This window comes from Moraxella bovoculi (assembly GCF_000988745.2).
Taxonomy (GTDB): Bacteria; Pseudomonadota; Gammaproteobacteria; order Pseudomonadales; family Moraxellaceae; genus Moraxella; species Moraxella bovoculi.
On sequence record NZ_CP011381.2, the window covers coordinates 1,847,022 to 1,866,081 of the forward strand.

20 protein-coding genes and 2 pseudogenes are annotated in these 19,060 nt (G+C 38.6%); 10 read left to right on the top strand and 12 right to left on the bottom strand.

Annotated elements, in window-relative coordinates:
• Positions 1-38: 38 nt before the first annotated feature.
• Positions 39-350, top strand: a complete 312-nt coding sequence (locus AAX10_RS08575) for a hypothetical protein (RefSeq protein WP_046700387.1) — start codon at positions 39-41, stop codon at positions 348-350.
• A gap of 241 nt (positions 351-591) precedes the next feature.
• Here the strand turns inward: AAX10_RS08575 and AAX10_RS08580 are convergent, their stop codons facing one another.
• From AAX10_RS08580 to AAX10_RS08595, 4 genes are all read right to left on the bottom strand, one after another.
• Complete coding sequence (locus tag AAX10_RS08580; RefSeq protein WP_080947126.1) at positions 592-1,647, bottom strand: hypothetical protein; 1,056 nt, start codon at positions 1,645-1,647, stop codon at positions 592-594.
• On the bottom strand, positions 1,637-2,875 hold the full coding sequence (locus tag AAX10_RS08585) for a DNA cytosine methyltransferase (protein WP_046698672.1): 1,239 nt from the start codon (positions 2,873-2,875) through the stop codon (positions 1,637-1,639). Before AAX10_RS08585 ends, AAX10_RS08580 begins: the two co-directional genes overlap by 11 nt.
• A gap of 96 nt (positions 2,876-2,971) precedes the next feature.
• Positions 2,972-4,282 (bottom strand): Y-family DNA polymerase, encoded by a 1,311-nt coding sequence (locus AAX10_RS08590; RefSeq protein ID WP_205527003.1) that lies wholly within the window; start codon positions 4,280-4,282, stop codon positions 2,972-2,974.
• Positions 4,245-4,895: a LexA family protein gene (locus AAX10_RS08595; RefSeq protein WP_046698674.1), complete on the bottom strand. Its 651-nt coding sequence runs from the start codon at positions 4,893-4,895 to the stop codon at positions 4,245-4,247. Before AAX10_RS08595 ends, AAX10_RS08590 begins: the two co-directional genes overlap by 38 nt.
• A gap of 1,136 nt (positions 4,896-6,031) precedes the next feature.
• On the opposite strand from AAX10_RS08595, the gene AAX10_RS08600 reads away from it, so the two are divergent.
• Positions 6,032-7,858 (top strand): ShlB/FhaC/HecB family hemolysin secretion/activation protein, encoded by a 1,827-nt coding sequence (locus AAX10_RS08600; RefSeq protein ID WP_158580354.1) that lies wholly within the window; start codon positions 6,032-6,034, stop codon positions 7,856-7,858.
• A gap of 368 nt (positions 7,859-8,226) precedes the next feature.
• Positions 8,227-8,391, top strand: a pseudogene (locus AAX10_RS08605) (ParA family protein); the annotation flags it as partial.
• Between the two features lie 448 nt (positions 8,392-8,839).
• Here AAX10_RS08605 and AAX10_RS08610 read toward each other — a convergent pair.
• Positions 8,840-9,052: a hypothetical protein gene (locus AAX10_RS08610; protein WP_080947128.1), complete on the bottom strand. Its 213-nt coding sequence runs from the start codon at positions 9,050-9,052 to the stop codon at positions 8,840-8,842.
• A 531-nt stretch (positions 9,053-9,583) separates the two neighbouring features.
• Here AAX10_RS08610 and AAX10_RS10530 point away from each other — a divergent pair.
• From AAX10_RS10530 to AAX10_RS08625, 4 genes and pseudogenes are all read left to right on the top strand, one after another.
• A pseudogene (locus AAX10_RS10530) lies at positions 9,584-9,718 on the top strand (ArdC-like ssDNA-binding domain-containing protein); the annotation flags it as partial.
• Positions 9,707-10,546 carry an ArdC family protein gene (locus AAX10_RS08620; RefSeq protein ID WP_158580356.1) on the top strand — a complete coding sequence of 280 codons (840 nt, stop codon included), beginning with the start codon at positions 9,707-9,709 and terminating at the stop codon, positions 10,544-10,546. The pseudogene AAX10_RS10530 and the gene AAX10_RS08620, both read left to right, overlap by 12 nt.
• Before the next feature lie 65 nt (positions 10,547-10,611).
• Positions 10,612-11,337: a DUF5710 domain-containing protein gene (locus AAX10_RS10380; protein WP_226997767.1), complete on the top strand. Its 726-nt coding sequence runs from the start codon at positions 10,612-10,614 to the stop codon at positions 11,335-11,337.
• Positions 11,338-11,495: 158 nt separating this feature from the next.
• Positions 11,496-12,158 carry a toprim domain-containing protein gene (locus tag AAX10_RS08625; RefSeq protein WP_226997853.1) on the top strand — a complete coding sequence of 221 codons (663 nt, stop codon included), beginning with the start codon at positions 11,496-11,498 and terminating at the stop codon, positions 12,156-12,158.
• Positions 12,159-12,289: 131 nt separating this feature from the next.
• On the opposite strand, the gene AAX10_RS08630 is transcribed toward AAX10_RS08625, so the two are convergent.
• Positions 12,290-12,976: a hypothetical protein gene (locus tag AAX10_RS08630; RefSeq protein ID WP_046698680.1), complete on the bottom strand. Its 687-nt coding sequence runs from the start codon at positions 12,974-12,976 to the stop codon at positions 12,290-12,292.
• Positions 12,973-13,929: a hypothetical protein gene (locus tag AAX10_RS08635; RefSeq protein WP_080947131.1), complete on the bottom strand. Its 957-nt coding sequence runs from the start codon at positions 13,927-13,929 to the stop codon at positions 12,973-12,975. The genes AAX10_RS08630 and AAX10_RS08635 overlap by 4 nt, the downstream gene beginning before the upstream one ends.
• A 210-nt stretch (positions 13,930-14,139) precedes the next feature.
• Here AAX10_RS08635 and AAX10_RS08640 point away from each other — a divergent pair, with 210 nt between their 5' ends.
• On the top strand, positions 14,140-14,760 hold the full coding sequence (locus tag AAX10_RS08640; protein ID WP_080947132.1) for an IS1595 family transposase: 621 nt from the start codon (positions 14,140-14,142) through the stop codon (positions 14,758-14,760).
• Positions 14,761-14,904: 144 nt separating this feature from the next.
• Here the strand turns inward: AAX10_RS08640 and AAX10_RS08645 are convergent, their stop codons facing one another.
• Positions 14,905-15,852, bottom strand: coding sequence for a polymorphic toxin-type HINT domain-containing protein (locus AAX10_RS08645; RefSeq protein WP_080947133.1), 948 nt, complete (start codon positions 15,850-15,852; stop codon positions 14,905-14,907).
• 219 nt (positions 15,853-16,071) lie between these two features.
• On the opposite strand from AAX10_RS08645, the gene AAX10_RS08650 reads away from it, so the two are divergent.
• A complete protein-coding gene (locus AAX10_RS08650; RefSeq protein WP_080947134.1) occupies positions 16,072-16,224 on the top strand; it encodes a transposase in 153 nt (50 codons plus the stop codon).
• Between the two features lie 116 nt (positions 16,225-16,340).
• A complete protein-coding gene (locus tag AAX10_RS08655) occupies positions 16,341-17,246 on the top strand; it encodes an IS3 family transposase (RefSeq protein ID WP_118873515.1) in 906 nt (301 codons plus the stop codon).
• Here the strand turns inward: AAX10_RS08655 and AAX10_RS08660 are convergent.
• Genes AAX10_RS08660 through AAX10_RS08675 form a run of 4 tightly spaced genes read right to left on the bottom strand, consistent with a single transcriptional unit; the run spans position 17,232 to position 19,056 of the window.
• A complete protein-coding gene (locus tag AAX10_RS08660; RefSeq protein ID WP_046698682.1) occupies positions 17,232-17,411 on the bottom strand; it encodes a hypothetical protein in 180 nt (59 codons plus the stop codon). The two genes, AAX10_RS08655 and AAX10_RS08660, sit on opposite strands and share 15 nt — an antisense overlap.
• Before the next feature lie 47 nt (positions 17,412-17,458).
• On the bottom strand, positions 17,459-17,833 hold the full coding sequence (locus AAX10_RS08665; RefSeq protein ID WP_046698683.1) for a DUF6984 family protein: 375 nt from the start codon (positions 17,831-17,833) through the stop codon (positions 17,459-17,461).
• Entirely contained in the window at positions 17,820-18,635 is an 816-nt protein-coding gene (locus tag AAX10_RS08670) for a hypothetical protein (protein ID WP_149038881.1), read from the bottom strand. The genes AAX10_RS08665 and AAX10_RS08670 overlap by 14 nt, the downstream gene beginning before the upstream one ends.
• A 55-nt stretch (positions 18,636-18,690) precedes the next feature.
• The gene (locus tag AAX10_RS08675; RefSeq protein WP_046700388.1) at positions 18,691-19,056 is read right to left on the bottom strand and encodes an Imm8 family immunity protein; all 366 of its coding nucleotides are present in this window, start codon (positions 19,054-19,056) and stop codon (positions 18,691-18,693) included.
• Between the last annotated feature and the right edge of the window lie 4 nt (positions 19,057-19,060).

Below are 19,060 nucleotides of genomic sequence, written 5' to 3' on the forward strand. Positions count from 1 at the left end.
ACTTTAATTTAAATAGATTTAAACCAAAGGAAATTAACATGACCATTCATTATGTATTTCAATCATATGTAGCACAAGAACAAAAAGCACTGTGCCAAGCATACTTTGAGCATGTGATCAATCCTAAAGAAGACAGCGCCAAAGCGATTGCTAAGCTGTGTAGTGATCATGAGGCAAGCCCTGAAAGCTTAAGCAGGCTATTGCTTGATGTGAGGGTCTATGACAGCGCAATACAATGCCAAGGCTGTGGTAAATACTACGAAGTAACCCCGCCTTATTATCACAGACCCAATACTGATGCTGGTTATTATTGTCGAAGCTGTGAAGCGTTTATAAATGCGCCCTTTTAGCTGTTGATTTGCTGTAGATTGATTAAAAAAGAACCCTTCTTATTTGGAGGGTTCTTTTTGTTTTTAGCTGCCTTTTAATTAGACTCGTTGTTGTAATAGCTCTTAATGGATTTGGAGATATTACATTAAAAGGGCGATGTTCGCAGGTAATTCAATTCGGCTTACCTAATAAAATTCGCATTGGTTAAGAATGTGCAAGCTTACTAAGATGGATATTTAATGAATTGATTTGAAAAAATAATTAGGAGAATATGAATTTTAATACATTAAGATATTCGTCTTTGTCTTTTCCTCCACTCTCACTCGCATACTCAGCACAAAGTCTTATCCATTGAGCAAGCCTGTCATTCTCAATTACACTCACACCCCAAAAACCCGCCAAGCACTCTGAACTAAATTCATTTAAAATTTTTTGAATCAGTTCTTTATGATCTCTCATTTTTCCGAAGACGGCAGGTAGCCTTATTTGATTGACTTCGACCATGCCTCCCGCTGAAAATGTATCCCGAATATTGTTGTTAACAACAGAATAATTAGTTACCAACCATAACGATAAGTCATGATATTTATCATTTCTATTACCTAAAATCTCTGGATATAGTGCAAATGCCATGGCAGTGTACTTGCGCTTTTCTTCTTGTGTTAGTTTTGTCCATAAACTTAGCACTGGAGGATGACCGTCTTCATCTTTATAATCAGCCCACCACAATCTTTTTCCTTTAGGTAAGCCCTGCTTTAGGTAATCTGCAACAGGCTTGATTGGATTTTCCATGTTCCTTAAATCATCATAAGAGATTTTCATTTTATCAAAAATCGTCTCTCCTGATTGTAGAGTCATATTAATTTTGTATCTAGGGTAATGAGTTACCGAAATCGTTTCCATGCAATCCTCATAAGGGCGGCTGATAAATTTAATATCTCCACCCAACTTACCAAAGGTTATAAAGATTCTTTCAACCCCTTGCACTCTGGTTGATTCCAAGATGCTTCCACCTAAAGAAACCCACTTATCTCCCGTTGTACTTTTGACTTCAATACCGTAATAACCGCAAGCAACGATATCAGGAAATTTTTTTCCGGAAACAAGCTCAATACTACTTTCAAAAGGCGTGCCTTTTGAGCAAAGTTCTAAGGATTTAAAAACATCTTGTTCCAACAATGTGTCCGATCTTCCTCTATAATATTGCTCATGAATTAATGCATCGTTGTTTAAATATTGATCAACCCTTTTCAATAATTCTTTGAATTCCGAAATATCTGCATAAGGGTTTTTTGAAATAATAATTCTACCGTCCAAAATAAATACTCCATTTGTCCTTTAAAGTCATAGCGATATGATATGCTAATAAGCAAGGTACTGCATTGCCAACAAGTTTGTAAGCCGCACTCGCTGATACTGGAACATTGACTCCAGTCTTGGGCAAAATAAACTCATAGTCATCAGGAAATGTTTGAATTCGAGCACATTCTCTAACTGTTAATCTGCGCTCTTTCATCCCTTTGTTTAATTCATCAATTTTTACACCTCCATTTTCAAGACTTAGTCGTCTGAATTCAATATTGCCGTGATGCTCTGATCGTATTGTAGGCGCTATTGAATCTAGCTTAATTTCAGACTGCCCTTGGCAATGCTTGCCCATAAATTTCGCCTTAGAATATTTTTGTTGGGCTTTGTCATCTGATAGTTCGGGTTCGCCAAGACCAATAAAAGCTTCGATGCAGGTTACGGGAGGGCAGAGTTTACTGCTCTCCACCGTATATGAATGGGTTGGCGACGGGTAAGGATTATATAATGCAGGCACTTCTTCCAAAGTTAATGCTTGCAAGGCCTCTCTAGTTAGGGCTGATTTCTTGAATCCATAGAAAATAACTCTTTCCCTGGATTGGGGAACTCCAAAGTCGGCAGCGTGAAGAACTTTGGCGGGCATAACAAGATACCCTCCTTTCGCCGCTTCCGAAAAGTCTTTCTCGATAATTTTCTGAACATCATTCAGGTTTGTCAATCCTTTTACATTCTCTGCGATGAAAATGGTAGGTTGAGTTAAACTAATAACCTCACGCATCCACATATAAAGTTGACCCCTGCTTTCTACAGACGGTGCATCAATCTCAAGCACTTTGCCGTTATGGCTCTTTGTGGAGTTAAAGCCATTTCTTTTTCCAGCTACAGAGAAATCCTGACAAGGAAAACCGCCCGTAACGACATCAATATTCTCAGGGAATATCTTCTCACCTTTTTTTGCGCGCCTAACGAGATCCACGATACTTTCAAGGTGATACACATCATCTAGATCGCAACGATGTTTTGAAAAATAATTCAACCAAGCTGACTTTGCATCAGGCTTAATATCGTTAGCAAATACTGTTTTAAAACCAGTTTTTCGTAAATTTACCCATTCGCCTAAATTTTCTTCTACCCAATCAGCATGCATATCATTATTAATTGAACGAGAAAGGCACTGAAATCCGCCCTCAAATCCAATATCCATGCCGCCACATCCTGAAAATAATGATAATACATTCATAAGAAACAACCATAATCAAATATTAGGAGCAATGTGTAGTTTATAATTAATACAAACTATTTATATTATACCACAGAATTCATACTCTATTTTTAGCTATTTAATGCCTGCTAGAAATCCTCCAACCACAAGCAACCCATCAATATCCGTTGTAAAGCAAGGACTCAAATGATCTCTTCTCATCTGCCAGTCTTTGTTTAATAATCCTGTGCCAAGGGTGATGCTGTTCTTTCCAAAGCGTGTCATCACCCCACCCCAAGCCGTCATTAATCTATCATCGTCAGATGCTTCATCAAACAGCAATGACTGCTCAAAAGGTCCTTGGCTTAATCCACCAAGCATAATGCCGCACTTTTTATAACGATATTGAGGTTTGTATATCTGCTTTAATAATTCTTGGGCTGCTTGATGAAGGCGTATCACATCATCACTGGCATGAGGCAATCCGATGGTTTTTAACCCACTGTACTGCTCATCTTGTCTAAATCTGTCTGTATGGATAAACACACTGATGGTATGAGCTTTGCTGTGCTCTTTTCTAAGTGCTTGCACACCGCTTTTAACATGATGCGTCACTGCTGATTGTAAAGCTTGTAAATCACCAACCAACTTACCAAAACTTCGACTGCGCATAATATGACGTCTGTTTTGTACTTCTTCTAATGCCAAACAGGACAAGCCTTTCATCTCTAAATGCGTCTTTGCCACAGTGATGTTAAAGTGATGTCTAATAAAGCTTTCGTCTGCTTGTACAAAATCCCAAGCTGAATGGATGTTCAATGTTGCCAATTTGGCAGCAATCTTATTGCCAATTCCCCAGATTTCACCCACAGGTTCGCTTTTTAAAGCGCGCTGCTGCACATCAAAAGACCAATCAGTCCACACCACAATCCCGCCAAAGTGCTTAGGGTGTTTTTTAGCAAGGTGATTGCAGAATTTGGCCAATGTCTTGGTGGGAGCAATACCAACACAGGTGGGTATGCCCACCCATTGCATGACACGCTGTTTGATCTGTCTGCCCAGCCCTTGTAAGTCTTTGATGCCACTTAATTGCGCAAAGCATTCATCAATCGAATAAATCTCAACAGCAGGTACCATGCCTTCAATGGTTTTCATCATGCGATTAGACATATCGCCATACAGTTCATAATTGCTGCTAAAAGCAAACAATGAGCCTTGAGACACCAGATGCTTAACCTGAAAGTATGGCACACCCATCTTAATGCCCAAAGCTTTGGCTTGTGCGGTGCGTGATACCACACAACCATCGTTATTGGATAAAACAACAACCGCTTTGTCTTTTAAGGCAGGTCTAAATACTTGCTCACAAGAACAATAAAAGCTGTTACCATCAATCAAGGCATACATTCTAGCGACCCCATGCGCCCCGTGTTTTTTTAATGACATGAGACACCACGCCCACAATGGACCATTCATTACCGTCACTGGGTATGAAGTTAGGATAATCGCCACTGTTGTTCTCAGAATGTAGCTCAAACCCATGTGCGCCTTGTACCAATCGTTTAATGGTAAACTCATTGTTCACATTTGCCAGCACAATGTCATTATGTTCTGCCATGGGTGATCGATCAACAATAAGCAGATCATCTAAATCAATCCCTGCATCTAGCATGGACAAACCACCACAGCGAATCATGATGGTTGCAGGTGGGTTGGTCACCAAAAGCTCATTTAAGTCAATCTCATTGGATAGATATCCTTCAGCAGGACTGGGGAAGCCTGCAGCAACTTTTTCCTGATATAAAGGGATGTCTAATTTACTTGGTGTGTTTGATAAATAAAGCACATCATCAGGCAATCTGCCCATGTACTTTGATGGCTTAAGGTGATAAGAGGCTCTTTTGGCAGCCAATATCTCATCGAAAATCGGCACACAAGAGATGGGGATGCGTTTGACAACCGTCTTTTCACCCAAAGTCGATTTACGCCCAGCATTGGCTCTTTTACCGCCATGACCACAGCCTTTGGTCTTGTTTAAAGGTTCTTTGATATCAGACATGACGCACAATCCAACTTGATTAAGTAACTTAATCAAGTTTGAAGGAAAATCGCGTAAAAATCAACTTAAAAACCTACCTATTCATCAAACCATTAGCTTATCAAGCTACCAATCGTTTGAATGCGTTTAGGGATGGCATGGGAAGGGTTGAAGGTTTAATTCTTAAAATTACAAGATAAGTTCTAAGGGGTTTTTGAGCTATACTGAGCATTTTGCTCAAAAAAACAACACAATCACGCCTGGTTATTTAATCTGCTTTATCTGATGATTAAGATGTGCTAATATCTGCAAATATTTCTATTTTATTGTGTCTGTAAAAAAACGAAATATGGGCTGTGACAGGGACGCTGACTTTGGTAAAGAGGAGGGATGGTACATATGGGGTTTTTGATGACATTTATGATTATGATATTAAGCCGGTTAAGGGTTTTGGTGGTACAGATATTAAAACTCTAGGTCGTAACTTTGAAACATTGACAGGTAGACCTGCTTGTAATAATAAGTCTGGTTGCACATCTTATTCTATTTCATTTAAAGGAAATATTAACCCTAAAATGATCAGGGGTTTGCAATGAACATATGTACAAATAAAAAAATATTTTATTTCTCATTATTGTTATAATAATTTTGGTTTATCGTACTTTTTTTATGGAAAGTAATAATTTTTACTTTACAGATTTCAATCTAACTAAAAATTTGATAGAGAAATCCAAACACTCAAAAACTGATAGAGTTTTACTGGATGGAGTTGTTGATACCCAATTGAAAGGAGACTATCTTTTAATACTTAATATGTTAATTATTGTGAATGATACCAATGTAGTATACACGGGCGATTATGACTATTGGGTATTGGATTATAAAAGAGGAAAGCTATTGGGACCTTTAAATCATAAAGAACTGGATAATTTTCTATATTTTAACAATCTAGGTGATTATAATCTAAAAGTTCCAAGAAAATACATATTAAACTGTTCGCTAAAATGCAAGAACCTGGAAAATTTAAAAAATTAAGATGGTGTCGCAAGCTCGTAGGCCAATTTAGCGATAGCGTAACCCAACATTCCAAACCCAACCCATTAAATTTGTTTGGTTTCATACCTAAACCACAACCAACCCCAAAAAGACCCACACCCATGACTCACACCAACCTCCCATCTTACCGTATTTTATCCTTACCAACACGATTGGCATTGGCTGTCTCTTTGACCTTGTGTTATTCAGCCCATGCTAATACCCTCTCTCAAGTCACGAGCCAACAAATAAAGCTTAATGAACAAAGACAAGAAGCACTAACTCAGTCATTGATGACAAATCCTAGCGTGCAAGTTGATGCGCCTGTCATTGAGCCAAACTCTACCCATGTTGTCAACCAAGAGCATTTGCCTTGTTTTGTGATTCATGAAATCGCCTATGCACCACTACAGGCTGATGAGAAGGTGGATTTAGGGCAATTCTCCTTTGTTCTAGCACCCTTAACACATGGCAAAGGTAGTGTTCTGGGCCAATGTCTAAACATTAATGATGTTAACAACATCGTCCGTGATGTCCAAAATCGTCTCATTGAGCGTGGCTATACCACCACAAGAGTGCTGGTCGGCAATCAAAATCTGTCGGATGGACGACTTGTTTTGACCGTTGTGGCTGGTATTGTGGGGCAAATCAAAGCTGATACCAAAAGTAGTAGTGTGCCAGTCTATACAGATAACACAGGACTTCCTGCCAACTTTAAGACTGCCTTGCCTTTTAAGACTGGCGATGTGCTAAACATCCGTCATTTAGAAACTACTCTTGAAAATCTAAAGCGAGTGCCAAGTAGCGACGCTGATTTTTCTATCACGCCAAGCGACTCTGGTGAGTTGGGTGCTAGCGATGTGAACATTAATTACACAGCATCAAGAAAGGTGCGAGGCAGTCTCAGTCTTGATGATTCAGGGTCAAAATCCACAGGCAAATACCAAGGCGGTATTACCCTAAGTTTTGACAATCCAACTTGGCATAACGATTTATTGTACTTGACCTATGGTCGTGATTTGGGCAATGACATCAACAAGGGTGAATATACCCATAAAAGTGCCAAAGGTGGCAGTGAAAATTACAGCGTAGGCTATGTCCTGCCTCTTAAAAATACCGTCTTTAATGCCAGTGCCAGTCACTACACTTATCATCAGAGCGTAGCAGGGGTTAATCAAGACTATGTTTATGGTGGTGACTCAGACAACATCAGTCTAAATGCCAGCTATTTGGCTCATCGAGATGCAAGAAGTAAAACATGGCTTAATGTGGGTGGGTTTACCAAATCGCAAAAGAATTATATTGATGATACCGAGATTGATGTGCAACGTCGCAAAATCTCAGGCTGGACAGCAGGCATTCGTCACGAGACGAGGTTTGGGCAAAAACAACTTACCACAGATGTTAGCGTGCAACGTGGCACAGGGACATTTAATGCCCTAATACCGCCTGAGAGTCTATTTAACGAGGGAACGGTACGCACCCCTATCTATAAACTCAACCTAAACTTCGCCGCACCTGTTAAACTTGGTGATAATTATCAAATGGGCTATCAGGCAAATCTTAGAGCTCAATATGCTCAAAAAGCCCTAGTGCCCAGTGAGCGGATGAGTATCGGTGGTCGATACAGCGTGCGCGGCTTTGATGGCGAGCGAACGCTGTCAGGTGACATGGGAGCCACCCTACGCCAAGATGTCAGCTTCCCCATCAAACAATCCAATCATAGCCTATATCTTGGGCTGGATGCTGGCACTGTCGCCATGTCCAATAAAGAACAAGACAATCTACTGCTAGGACATACCTTAGTCGGTGGAGCAATCGGCATCAAAGGGCAAATCAAGCCTCTAAAACTAAACTACGACCTGTTTACAGGACGCCCCATCAGACAACCACAATACTTTGGTAAAAAAGAATGGACTGGTGGGGTGAGTTTGGGGGTGGAATTTTAACCAAACGGTTTTTTTCAACCAGCGGACAGATAAATACTGCATCAAACCATCAGTTAGGCATTGGCTTGGCTGGTGGTTTTTTATTGGTTGGGTGGGCAGGGGTGAAGTGGGCAATCATGTTTAGAATGGAGTGCACAGACAGATTTCAGCATGAATTTTAAACAAAGGGAATGTGGCGGTATTAATATTTATCATTCAAGATTAAATAACCATATTTTTCAAGAAAAATGGTTATTTTTAATGAAAATCATCTATTTTTTTACGAATTTGATTAAATTTACTTGTATATCATACAAACATAATTGATTATAACAATCAAGCATTAATCATTGACTGTCCGAATTCGAACATTTTATAGGACTTAGACCATGACAAAAATTATTGCGGTAGCCAATCATAAAGGTGGCTGTGGCAAAACAGCAACGGTGGTGCATTTGGCGGCGGAAATGGCACATATTGGCTTGAATGTGCTTGTCATTGACCTTGATTCTCAAGGAAACGCCAGCACACATATTGGGACAGTACATCCATCATTATTGCCCGTCAGATGGCAGATCCTACATCGGCTATAAACCATAATCAGATAATTTTATATCATTATCACAGAATGTCTGTTCGATAAAATAATGGTAGCCAATATCTAAAAATAATTTAGATATATCATGTATCTCCCAATACATATCTCTATATTTATTTAATAAATATTTTAAGTGTTGTTGCAATAATGGAATATATTCATTAAAATTTTTATCTTTAACAAGCCAAAATAAACAACTAATTTGAAAAGGATTAATGTTTGCCAAATCTATAATAAACTTTATAGGTTGATATATTTTTTTCTTGCTTCTTCATTTTTTCCATTATCTGAATTGACAGCCCAGTAGCTAATATATAATGATAGTACATGTTTATATGTGTCATCTTTTAATTTTAGATTGTTTTGTATTAAATAATCAATACTGCCATTATATAGCAATTGGGTTATTTTTGAAAACCTTCATCAATTCCCCAAGAGGTCAAAATAAAAGATGCTCTAAATAAAATATAAATATCTTTTTCACTATCAAGCATATTTATTATAGCATTTATTCGCTCTTTAGGAACATCTTCCAATTCTAACTCTTCTACCAAATCAGTATAATCAACATGAGATGGTATATCATTTAATAAACTATAAATATCTTCAGTAATCATGATATTACTTTACCTTTTCAATATAATTACATGGCACAATACCTTTAATTAGACATTCACCGTCTCTTATAGCATTTTCCAAATCAGATTTTGCCCTTTCTAAGCTATTTCTGTTTTTCTCTGTTGGATTAGCGTCATATCTTTTTTGTGCTTGATTTAGCTTATCTTGCAACTCGGTACGCACTTGATTTGGAGTGATAATTTTAACATCTTTAACTAAGCCACTATCTATTTCGTGAAAGAAAGGACTTAGTTGACAGAGTAGTTAAAATTTCATATTGAAATCATACATATATTTATCATATTCAAAATCACTCCATAAATGACCATCTAGCTTGTCTATTCTGATACCACTTGGCAAAAATCCGTCAGTATTATCTCCTAGAAAAATTGTCTCGAAGTAATAAAACAAAGGTGTATGCCTATTGAATGTAGAATGAAATATTGGCTCTATATTCTCGCCATTATGTAGCACCTGCACAAATATAAAAGAAAAAATAGGCCTTTAACAATGCCTAAGAAGCTGGTGGTCAGGTTCGTAAAGGTGAAAAAGGTACACAAATTCATTTTTGGAAATTTCCAAGCCAAGAAGACATTGATAAAGAGAAAAAACAAGCAGCATCTGAAGGGCGAGAACCCAAGCAATTACCACCAATGCTGCGCATCTACACTGTCTTTAATGCCAAGCAAATCGATGGTCTGCCAGAGCGTCAGCTCAAAGAAACGCTTTTGTCAGAATTTGAACGCCACGAAAAAGCAGAGTCAATTTTGGAAAATTCAGGGGTCAAAATTGAACATATCCCTGAAAAAACTGGCCATTATTCTGCGTATTACACGCCATCAACTGACACCATCACTTTGCCACAGCGTGAATTATTTGTGTCAGAAGACGCCTACTACGCCACAGTGTTGCACGAGCTGGCACACGCTACAGGTCATGAAAGTCGTCTAAACCGTGATTTAAGCGGTGCATTTGGCAGTTATTCATACGCAAAGGAAGAGTTAAGGGCTGAAATGGCAAGTATGATGATCGGTCAAGAATTGCAAATCGGTCATGATCCATCAAACCACTATGCCTATCTGCAAAACTGGGCAGCAGTGATTGAAAATGACCCAAAAGAATTTTTCAAAGCCGCCAAAGATGCTGACTTAATCACCAATTATGTTTTGGATTTGGATAAAACCCAAGAAAAATTGGCAGAAGTTGAGCAGCAGCAGGAAGCTGACCACAATATCTCACATAGTATGTATAATGGACAGCAACAGTCTGATTTTGAAAAAGAATTGCAAACCATCAACCTACCTGAAGGCGTCAATTATCTTTATGAACGACTTGATAAAGATGTTGAAATTGCAAGATTGTATGTTGGCGAATGGGAGGATGGTAAACTTATCAGTGAGCAAGCATTTATTGATAAAAATGCCAAGCATATTGGATATATTGCCAATTATGGCAATGAGACAAAGTATATGATAGTTTGCAGACCGCTGTAAATATGGTTGCCAATGGACTTGCTAAAGATTATGCGACTGATATTGCTGAATATAAGCAAAGAGAGATGATTAAAAACACAGAACTATCTCAAGAACAGCAAGCCAATATTACTGCTGAAAATCGTCGCCTTTTTGTGCCTTATGAACAAAAAGATGTTGCGTCATCGCTGGGTGCAAGATGGGATAAAGAAAATAAATACTGGTATGCGCCAGCTGGGAGCGATTTGGATAAATTCAAGCCTTGGCTGACAGAACCAGTGCGTGAATTTATCAGTCCAGAGGCTGAATTTGCACGCCAACTGGAAGCTCATGGACTGCACTTAGAATCAGGACATCCGATCATGGATGGGTGTTGGCATCGCCTCAAAGTTGATGGAGACAGAACCGGTAAGTCAGGTGCTTATATCGGGCACTTGGATGGCGTGCCAAGGGGGACTGTTAAGAACTTTAAAACTGGTCAAGAAGCCAACTGGACAGCCAAAGATGCAGTGGTCAAATCAGTGCCATCATCACTAGATATTGAGCGTGCCAAGACAGCTGCCGAAGCCAAGCAAAAAGCAAGTTACAATCAAGCAGCTGATGCCGTCAAGCTAATTTTAAATCATGCATATCCAGCACAAAGTCATCCTTATCTTGATAAAAAGGCGTGGTGGCACATGGTCTATATGTCGTACCTGATAAAGAAACGGTCAATCTTGACAATACCAATCTTGCCATCGCTAATGATTGGCGTGAGGGCAAAAAAATGCGTGAGCATTTCAAAGCACATGGTATTGAAAAGCAAGTCTTGACCAAAGGTGATTTGATTGTGCCAGCAATCAATGAGCATGGCGACTTACGCACTTTTCAGACAATCAGTGGCAATAATGGTAGCTTTAAATCATTCGTTAAGGATGGTGAAAAATCAGGCTATCATGTCATTGGTGATTTAAATAATACCAAAGATGTGATGATTGCTGAAGGCTATGCCACAGCTGCCACTTTACATGAACAAACTGGCAAACCAGTTGTGGTTGCATTTGATGCTGGCAACTTAACACCAGTCGCTGAAAAAGTGCGTGCCGCTTTGCCTGACGCTCGCATCTATATCGCTGCTGATAATGACCGTAATAATGCAGTCAATACTGGCATCGAAAAAGCCAATGCAGCTGCCGAAAAAGTGGATGCCAAAGTGATCGTGCCACAGTTTGTCAAGCTCGATGGCGCAGAAAAGCTTAGTGATTGGAATGACCTTCACAAAGCCAATCGGCATGAATTTGACGCACAGCTCGCTACAAGCGACATGGGGCGACAAGATTTTGCTGATAAGCTTGTCAATTTGCCGCCTGAACGACAAGAAGTGTTTAAGGGTTGGTATGATTACATCAATGACAAGCTTGCAAGCCTACCTGATGCTCGCAATGCTAAACAAGCATCACTTGAGCAGGAAATTTTGAAAGCCGAACAAGGCAATTCAAACCTGCCAAGTGTTGCCGACTATCAGGCACAGCAAGCGGCAAAAAAGCAGTCGGAACAGGTTTTCACCCAACAACCAGCACAACAAGCAACGGTCGTTATTCAAGCACTAACGGTCAACAAAATCACTAGCAGGGATGGTGGATTTAGTCGGTAAAAACAAAAAAGCAATTACAATGTATGTCTATTGTGTATGATGGGCATACATTGTTCTTACAGAGAATCGTTTTGATAGATTAAATCAAATTATTTCCCGTAAAACAATGTAAGGATAAAATGTCACCAAATTTAGAGGGTGGCAATTCTCTGCTGAACCACCTGGGGTATAAACCCTGTTAAAACAGGCTGATCTCCAATCCCTAATAATTTATAAATCTGACCACCGATACCAGGAACAACCTCTCCGTCATCATTTCTTTGTGCATCAGTAGCAAAATAAATAAAATTAAACTTATCGGCAAGATTGTTTGGAAATTCTGATTTTAATTTAAACTCAGAATCTGTATGCATTACAGGTGATAAAATAAAAATTTTGTCTACCTGTTTTACCTGTTCAAGCACTTCGATCAAATTGGTTCTAACAACACAACTACCGGAAATAACAGACTTAACAACGATAATATTGTTTGCTAACTGAAAATCAGAATCTATATATTTATAAATAATCGGTGCGACACTAGAGCCACTGCTGAGTTGATAATGATTATTCCAAAAGACAGCGATTTTGCTATTTAAATGAGCCTTTTCAAGACTGCTAACAATACCTCGTTGCAGAAAGTCGGCATCCTCGGCAGTAGACACCACCAAAGACAAGCTATTAGACTTGATAATTGGTGCTACCACCTGACCAAGCAACTCACCCAATAGAGTCATATTATGGCGATACTGGGTAGGCTGTTCAGTGCTTTTTAATAGATTTTCTAATGCATTTTTTGCATCATCATTGGCATATTTGCTGTAATTGTGCAGACTCATAGTATTTTGTTTGTCTTACATATCAATGATTGCGCTGTAAGCTGCAACAACATTTCTATCAATTGATCAATAGACTTGACGGCAAGACATTCCTCATCTGTCAGTTTGTTTATAGCATCTAAAGGTACAATCCACGAAAACCCACCTTTATTAAATGCCACCATATTGCTTTCATATTGTACTTGATAAGAAATGATTTGTGAATAATTATCAAGTAAATTTTTAACTCGATGTTCCAAAAACCGTTCTTGTCTGATGCCCGGTATACGAATAAAAGGGTTTGGATTGGCTTCCGATTGAGCTTGTTTGAATATATCTTCCACAGCTATGCACTTACCGCCATTGGATTGAAGTATCCCAAGAACAAGATTTACGGCATAATCAACCTCCGAATCTCCAACCCCTGACCGCAACAGATTCTTAACATTATCTTTTAATGTGGTTTTGGTATACATTTCCAACAAATTTTGGCAATCTGGAATATAAATACAGCTACAAATACTCGGATCAAGTTCAGATTGCTGAATCTTTTTCAAATTAAGCGTTTGTTTATCTTGACTAGAGACAACTAAAGTGTTGCGTGAGTTTTTATAACTTAAGTGTTCTGTATCAATTGCGTACTGCATAATAAATTTATCCTGCAGCTCACCAGTCCAATCAGCCGCTGATTTTTCAGAATTTTTAAGCTGAAAGTTATGTTTTATTGAGTTTTTGAAATCGATGTGACAGACATCATCAACAAATCCGTATTCCTGTTGGGATATCTGATGGTCGGCCAAATTTTTTATATTGTGACTAGTAATGTCAAACACCTTAAATAAGACGAACTGCTGCTCATAACGATTTCCTTTAAAATTATTTGAACCACCCAAGTTTTGTCTTTCTAAGGCGGTTACACAACAATCCCCAAATCTTTCAGATATGAATTTATTAATTTCATTATGATCTTGCATAGAAATTTAGTCCAGTTAAATAAAATCTAGTTATAGCATAATTCTAAGAAAAATAACAATCTTGTAATTTTTATGAAATTATGCTATTAACACCATATATGGGTTTAAGAGCATAATTTTCACGGCTTATATTGAGCTTATCGTCTGGTTGCTACAAGCACTTATCGCAAAAAAATATAAAGCCATTTTCACATATCTAGATAATACTGGGTGGGCAGCCTGCACGGTATTGAGCATAAATGTATCAATAAAGTACACTCTAGTAGAAAGCCTAAGAATAAAAAGCAAGATCGTGTTGATAGACGTCTAAAACAGCATGAGAACCCCAAGAAGCGTGCAATCTTAGTCATGCGCGACAGCTTCCCAAAAACTGAAGATCCTAATCTCATTGGCGCTAGACGTACAATGGCATTTGTGGCTAAATCTGAGAATAGCAAAGTAATCAATGATCTGGCTAATAAGCACATTGAAAAAGGCAGTACCATTCACACAGATGAAAGCCCAGCTTATGACAATCTGATTTACTTTCATGATTTAAAGCGTGTTAACCATCAAAAAGAATATCGCTCAGATGAGGGCGTGACGAATAACCTAGCCGAGAGTTTCTTTAGTCGTTTTAAACGCATGTATTATGGTCAAGTTCATAAAATGGATAATTTGTATCTACATGAGTATGCAAACGAGATTGCTTACAGAGAAGATACCAGAAGAATGAGCAACGGTGAAATCTTTAATGATTTGGTTTCCAGATGCCTAGACAATAAGCCCTCTGATGATTGGCGTGGTTACTGGCAAGGCAATCGCAGAATAGCAGAACTCTTAGCAGCATAACCAAAATAACACATATGGAGTTAAACCATGGCCGAAACTCATGTAAATAGTGGCATTTCTTTTCTACCCAAATCTTTAATAGAATTAGCCATTTTCCACACCCCACCATTATGAGCACCTTTGCCATCACCACTTCCAACATCTCTAGATATATTTTTTTGTAACAGGATTATAATAAACCATTTCTTTATGTGCAAACTGACCAGTTGGATGAAATCCAGCCTTTTTAGCAGCTTCTGTTGCTTCTTTTGTTGTTTGATAATATATGTGACCTTTTGCTGCTCTAGCTCCATCTCTATTAGGAAAACTATCAACCGACTTAGCTCCAGTAGCTGTAGGCTGTGTTGGAGGATGTATTCGTTGATTATACCAACGACCATCCGAGCCTTGATAAGCAGTAACTTGGTTACCTTTTTTATCTTTAAAAGTATAAAGCTTACGTCCATCAGGTGTAGTTTTTCCTGTTGCTACAGCACCGTCTGGAAGACTGTTCCAACAATCATTATGCACCCACGCCCCAAACACCTGATATTTGCCATCAGGTGTACCACTAACAAAGTAGGTGTGATTTTTATCTACAGTTAGATTGTAGGCGGATAAGTTCTCTTCTGTAATTTTTACAGATTGCACTATTTGCCATGTACCATCTTCTGATAAGAGTTGATAGCCTGCTTTTAGGTTACTAGCATCTATCCATTGGGCATTTTTAATGTCGCCTTGGTAATTGTGACCTTCAGATGAAGGTGGTAATATTGTACTATCATCAACCCTAACAAAGAAAGGGTGTATCTCATTAGAGATGATGGTGTGTGTACCACCCTTACCATCTAGGATACCAACATAAATCGTACGCTTATATTGACTATTATAATGATTTAGCACTTGCTGGTAATTTACAGCTCCTGTATATTCGTTTTTGGAGAGTACCCAATCGCCTATCTTAATGCTAGAGATAGGTTTATAGCCAAACTGCGCTGATACAAGAGTGCTACCATGGAATGAGCATTTGGGCACTGGTTTTGATTGAGTTGCTTTGGCTTGTGTGGTTGTGGTTTGGTCGGCTTTTCTGCCAGCCTTCTTAGCCTCAGCCACCGCCTCATCAAGTTCTTTTCCACTCTTAAAAGAACGAATGACTTTGACACCTGCTTTACCTGCGACTTTTAATACATAGCCACCACCAGCAGTAACAACAAGAAAGGCGACTTCTTCTTTTGTGGTCGGTACCAGCTCGTAGGTTGAGTTTGTACCGGTACAATATTCCCAGACACCCCATAAGAGGCTATACTACCCCAAAACTAGGAGTAATCTCTCATGACAAAACAGCGTAAGCAGTACAGCACCGAATTTAAACTAGAAATGGTCAAACTCATAGAAGAGCAAAATCAGCGTGTTGTTGATGTTGCCAAACAATATGATGTTGGTAAATCTACTTTAGAAAACTGGCTTAAGCGTTATCGTCTTTAACTTCAAGGCAAGCCATTACCCACAGGTCATGCCCTAACACCAGAACAACGAGAGCTTGAACGACTTCGTAAAGAAAATGCCCAGCTAAGACTTGAGCGAGATATTTTAAAAAAGGCATCCGCCCTATTAGCTCAAGACAGCTTACTCTGCCGCTAATAGAGCAATTGATGGGGCAATACAGCATCAGTAAAGCAAAGCTGTGTCAGTTATTTGGTATTTGTCGTAGTACTTATTATGCCAAGCAAAGAATCAGACTACCAACACGCAAAGAGATTGAGCTACGCTTATGGGTAAAACAAGCATTTGATTGCTCCAAAGGGTCAGCAGGATCTAGAAGTATTGCTGCTATGGTCAGTCATGCTCATCAGATTAAACTGACACGCTATAAAGCGCGTCAATTAATGAGAGCACAAGGACTCATCAGTCGCCAAAGCATCAAGCATCGCTATCGCTTAGCCGATCAAGCGCATACAGTGCATGGCAACTTGCTTAAACGGCTGTTTGCACCAGCTGCACCCAATCAAATATGGGTATCGGATGTGACGTATATTCACACCAAAGCAGGATTTTGTTATTTGGCAGTGGTGATGGATTTATATGCCAGACACATCATTGGCTTTGCCATGAGTGATCGTCCAAACAGTGAGCTGACCACCAAAGCATTGACCATGGCTTATACCATACGCTTTAAGCCAACTGGTGTGTTATTTCATTCAGATCAAGGTACGCATTACACTAGCCGCACCTTTGCCGATGCTATTGCTAGATGTAAGATGACACACAGTATGAGCAGAAAAGGCAACTGCTGGGATAATGCGCCAACAGAAAGATTCTTTCGAAGTTTTAAAACCGAATGGATGCCAAAACATGGCTATGAGAACATTCATGAAGCAAAAGTAGATGTGGCAAGTTATATCCTTGGCTATTATAGTCAAATCAGACCCTACAGCTTTAATAACTACCTAAGCCCTGTCGAAAAAGAACGGCAGTTTTTTAACAAAACCCTCTTAGGGGTTGTTTGAAAATAGTTGACCAGTACAGTTATCCGTTAAGACATTGGCAGTAGTGGCAACAACTTGTACACCTGCTGCTGCGGTGATTTTACCTGTTGTTTGAAGATTCTCATCAAGCTTCTCCTGCTCTTTGTTAGCGTACTCAAAGATGGCAAAGATCAGATAAAACAGCAATAATAGCCAGTATTTTAAGACCTAAACTAAAATTTACCTTAAGCAACCTAGAACTCAAGTTTTATATTTTCTAAAATATTTAATGTACCCAACGGGCTAACCAGTGGGTTAAAATCAGATGTCCAGCTATCTAGCTGATACAAATAACCATAATTATCCAAAGACAATTCAAGCATTATCTTTCTACCATCAGTATCATAAGTCTCAGCTTGTATTAACGGTTTATCAAATTTCCTCACGCAATCGCTGTCATAAAAAAATTCCAAAGAACCCATACCCCCATCATCAGTCAAATCAAAAACCAATATTTGCTTGAGCGATGATTGAAGTTTATAAGATGCTGTACACAAGTCCAGTAATTTAGAAATTAGCAATAATTCACTTTCGCACAGAAAACGCAGTTTAATATCATCTTTTAACATGGGATCTACCTATATTGTACTGATTAATGCCAATTCTATGAATATAATACTGGACTTGCTGACCATTAATTGTAATCTCAAACCCTTTGGTTGTGCCTATAGGGATGGAATTCAAATCCCTTCTTTCAAGATCATTTTTTATAGCAGGTTCAGCAATATTTCTACCAATGACTTCTGCTTCCAAGTGTCGCCATGTGTGGTTTATTTGATTGGAATTTTGTCCAAAAGTAATAATTCTACTATTAATCTGCTCATGCCTAGCAACATTGTAATTAGAATTATTCAACCCAATATTCAGTTGTGTGGAATTGGGTCTATTTAAATTTTGATAATAAGGACTTTTTAAAAACTCCCGATATGCAACATTATGGTCAGCATAGGTCTGATTTGTACCATGTCTAATAAACATACGAAAGGCGGTATATTCAGCTGCTTCTCTTTGAGTAACCGGTCCATTTCTAATTTGTTGGATACCACCAAAGTTTGGGTAAGTTTGACGAATAGCCTCTGTTTCTCTACGAACCGTAAGAGCGTGGGGATTATTGTTTACATTCCATCTTCTTGCATTTGGGTTGTTGGTATTAATCAAAGGCGGTCTAACGCCCTGATTCCAAACCCCATCACTCTCCTTCTCCCCCTCTAACTGCCCCTTATTCTCATCTAAGAGTGCTTGGTTGTTTGTGTGGTGAGTAAGCTTATCTTCGGTGCTTAAGCCTTGCAGGGTTTGAGTGGTTGGGGTAATGCCTTGTCTATGGTTGTCAATGTCTTCTTTATTGAGACTTGTGCCGATATTATATGCCAAATTACCCAGTTTGCCCATGGTGGTGGGTGTTTTGGTAGTTTAGGGTTTTCATAAACTATCTGTTTTGATAATTATCAAACTCCCATTTTGCAAAACAATTAATTCTCTTAGCAACATCCTCCCAATTATTTTCAGCTATTGTACTCAAATAGTCTTCAATGATTTTTTTTATATTAAAAAAATCATATTCATCAACAATCAAATACCCATCTTTTGATAGAAAACGGCAATTTTTACTTACTTCAGAAATTGATGAGCTGGAGCAAACGGTTAAATAAAAAATATCACCACCATTCTCACCTTTCACACCTATGACTAATATTAGATCTATTTCAAATAAATACTTGTTTTCTGGAATATATTCATGCAAACCAACAAAAATATCTCTAGAATAAATCTCTTTCAAATCAGGAACTATCATGTAT

Excerpts from the sequence above, each read along its gene's own strand:
- AAX10_RS08575 (WP_046700387.1), top strand. The coding sequence starts at position 39 with ATGACCATTCATTATGTATTTCAATCATATGTAGCACAAGAACAAAAA.
- AAX10_RS08595 (WP_046698674.1), bottom strand. The coding sequence starts at position 4,895 with ATGTCTGATATCAAAGAACCTTTAAACAAGACCAAAGGCTGTGGTCAT.
- AAX10_RS10380 (WP_226997767.1), top strand. The coding sequence starts at position 10,612 with ATGATTAAAAACACAGAACTATCTCAAGAACAGCAAGCCAATATTACT.
- AAX10_RS08620 (WP_158580356.1), top strand. The coding sequence starts at position 9,707 with ATGCTGCGCATCTACACTGTCTTTAATGCCAAGCAAATCGATGGTCTG.
- AAX10_RS08590 (WP_205527003.1), bottom strand. The coding sequence starts at position 4,282 with ATGTCATTAAAAAAACACGGGGCGCATGGGGTCGCTAGAATGTATGCC.
- AAX10_RS08630 (WP_046698680.1), bottom strand. The coding sequence starts at position 12,976 with ATGAGTCTGCACAATTACAGCAAATATGCCAATGATGATGCAAAAAAT.
- AAX10_RS08675 (WP_046700388.1), bottom strand. The coding sequence starts at position 19,056 with ATGATAGTTCCTGATTTGAAAGAGATTTATTCTAGAGATATTTTTGTT.
- AAX10_RS08650 (WP_080947134.1), top strand. The coding sequence starts at position 16,072 with ATGACAAAACAGCGTAAGCAGTACAGCACCGAATTTAAACTAGAAATG.
- AAX10_RS08585 (WP_046698672.1), bottom strand. The coding sequence starts at position 2,875 with ATGAATGTATTATCATTATTTTCAGGATGTGGCGGCATGGATATTGGA.
- AAX10_RS08635 (WP_080947131.1), bottom strand. The coding sequence starts at position 13,929 with ATGCAAGATCATAATGAAATTAATAAATTCATATCTGAAAGATTTGGG.
- AAX10_RS08610 (WP_080947128.1), bottom strand. The coding sequence starts at position 9,052 with ATGATTACTGAAGATATTTATAGTTTATTAAATGATATACCATCTCAT.
- AAX10_RS08625 (WP_226997853.1), top strand. The coding sequence starts at position 11,496 with ATGATTGCTGAAGGCTATGCCACAGCTGCCACTTTACATGAACAAACT.
- AAX10_RS08665 (WP_046698683.1), bottom strand. The coding sequence starts at position 17,833 with ATGTTAAAAGATGATATTAAACTGCGTTTTCTGTGCGAAAGTGAATTA.
- AAX10_RS08600 (WP_158580354.1), top strand. The coding sequence starts at position 6,032 with ATGACTCACACCAACCTCCCATCTTACCGTATTTTATCCTTACCAACA.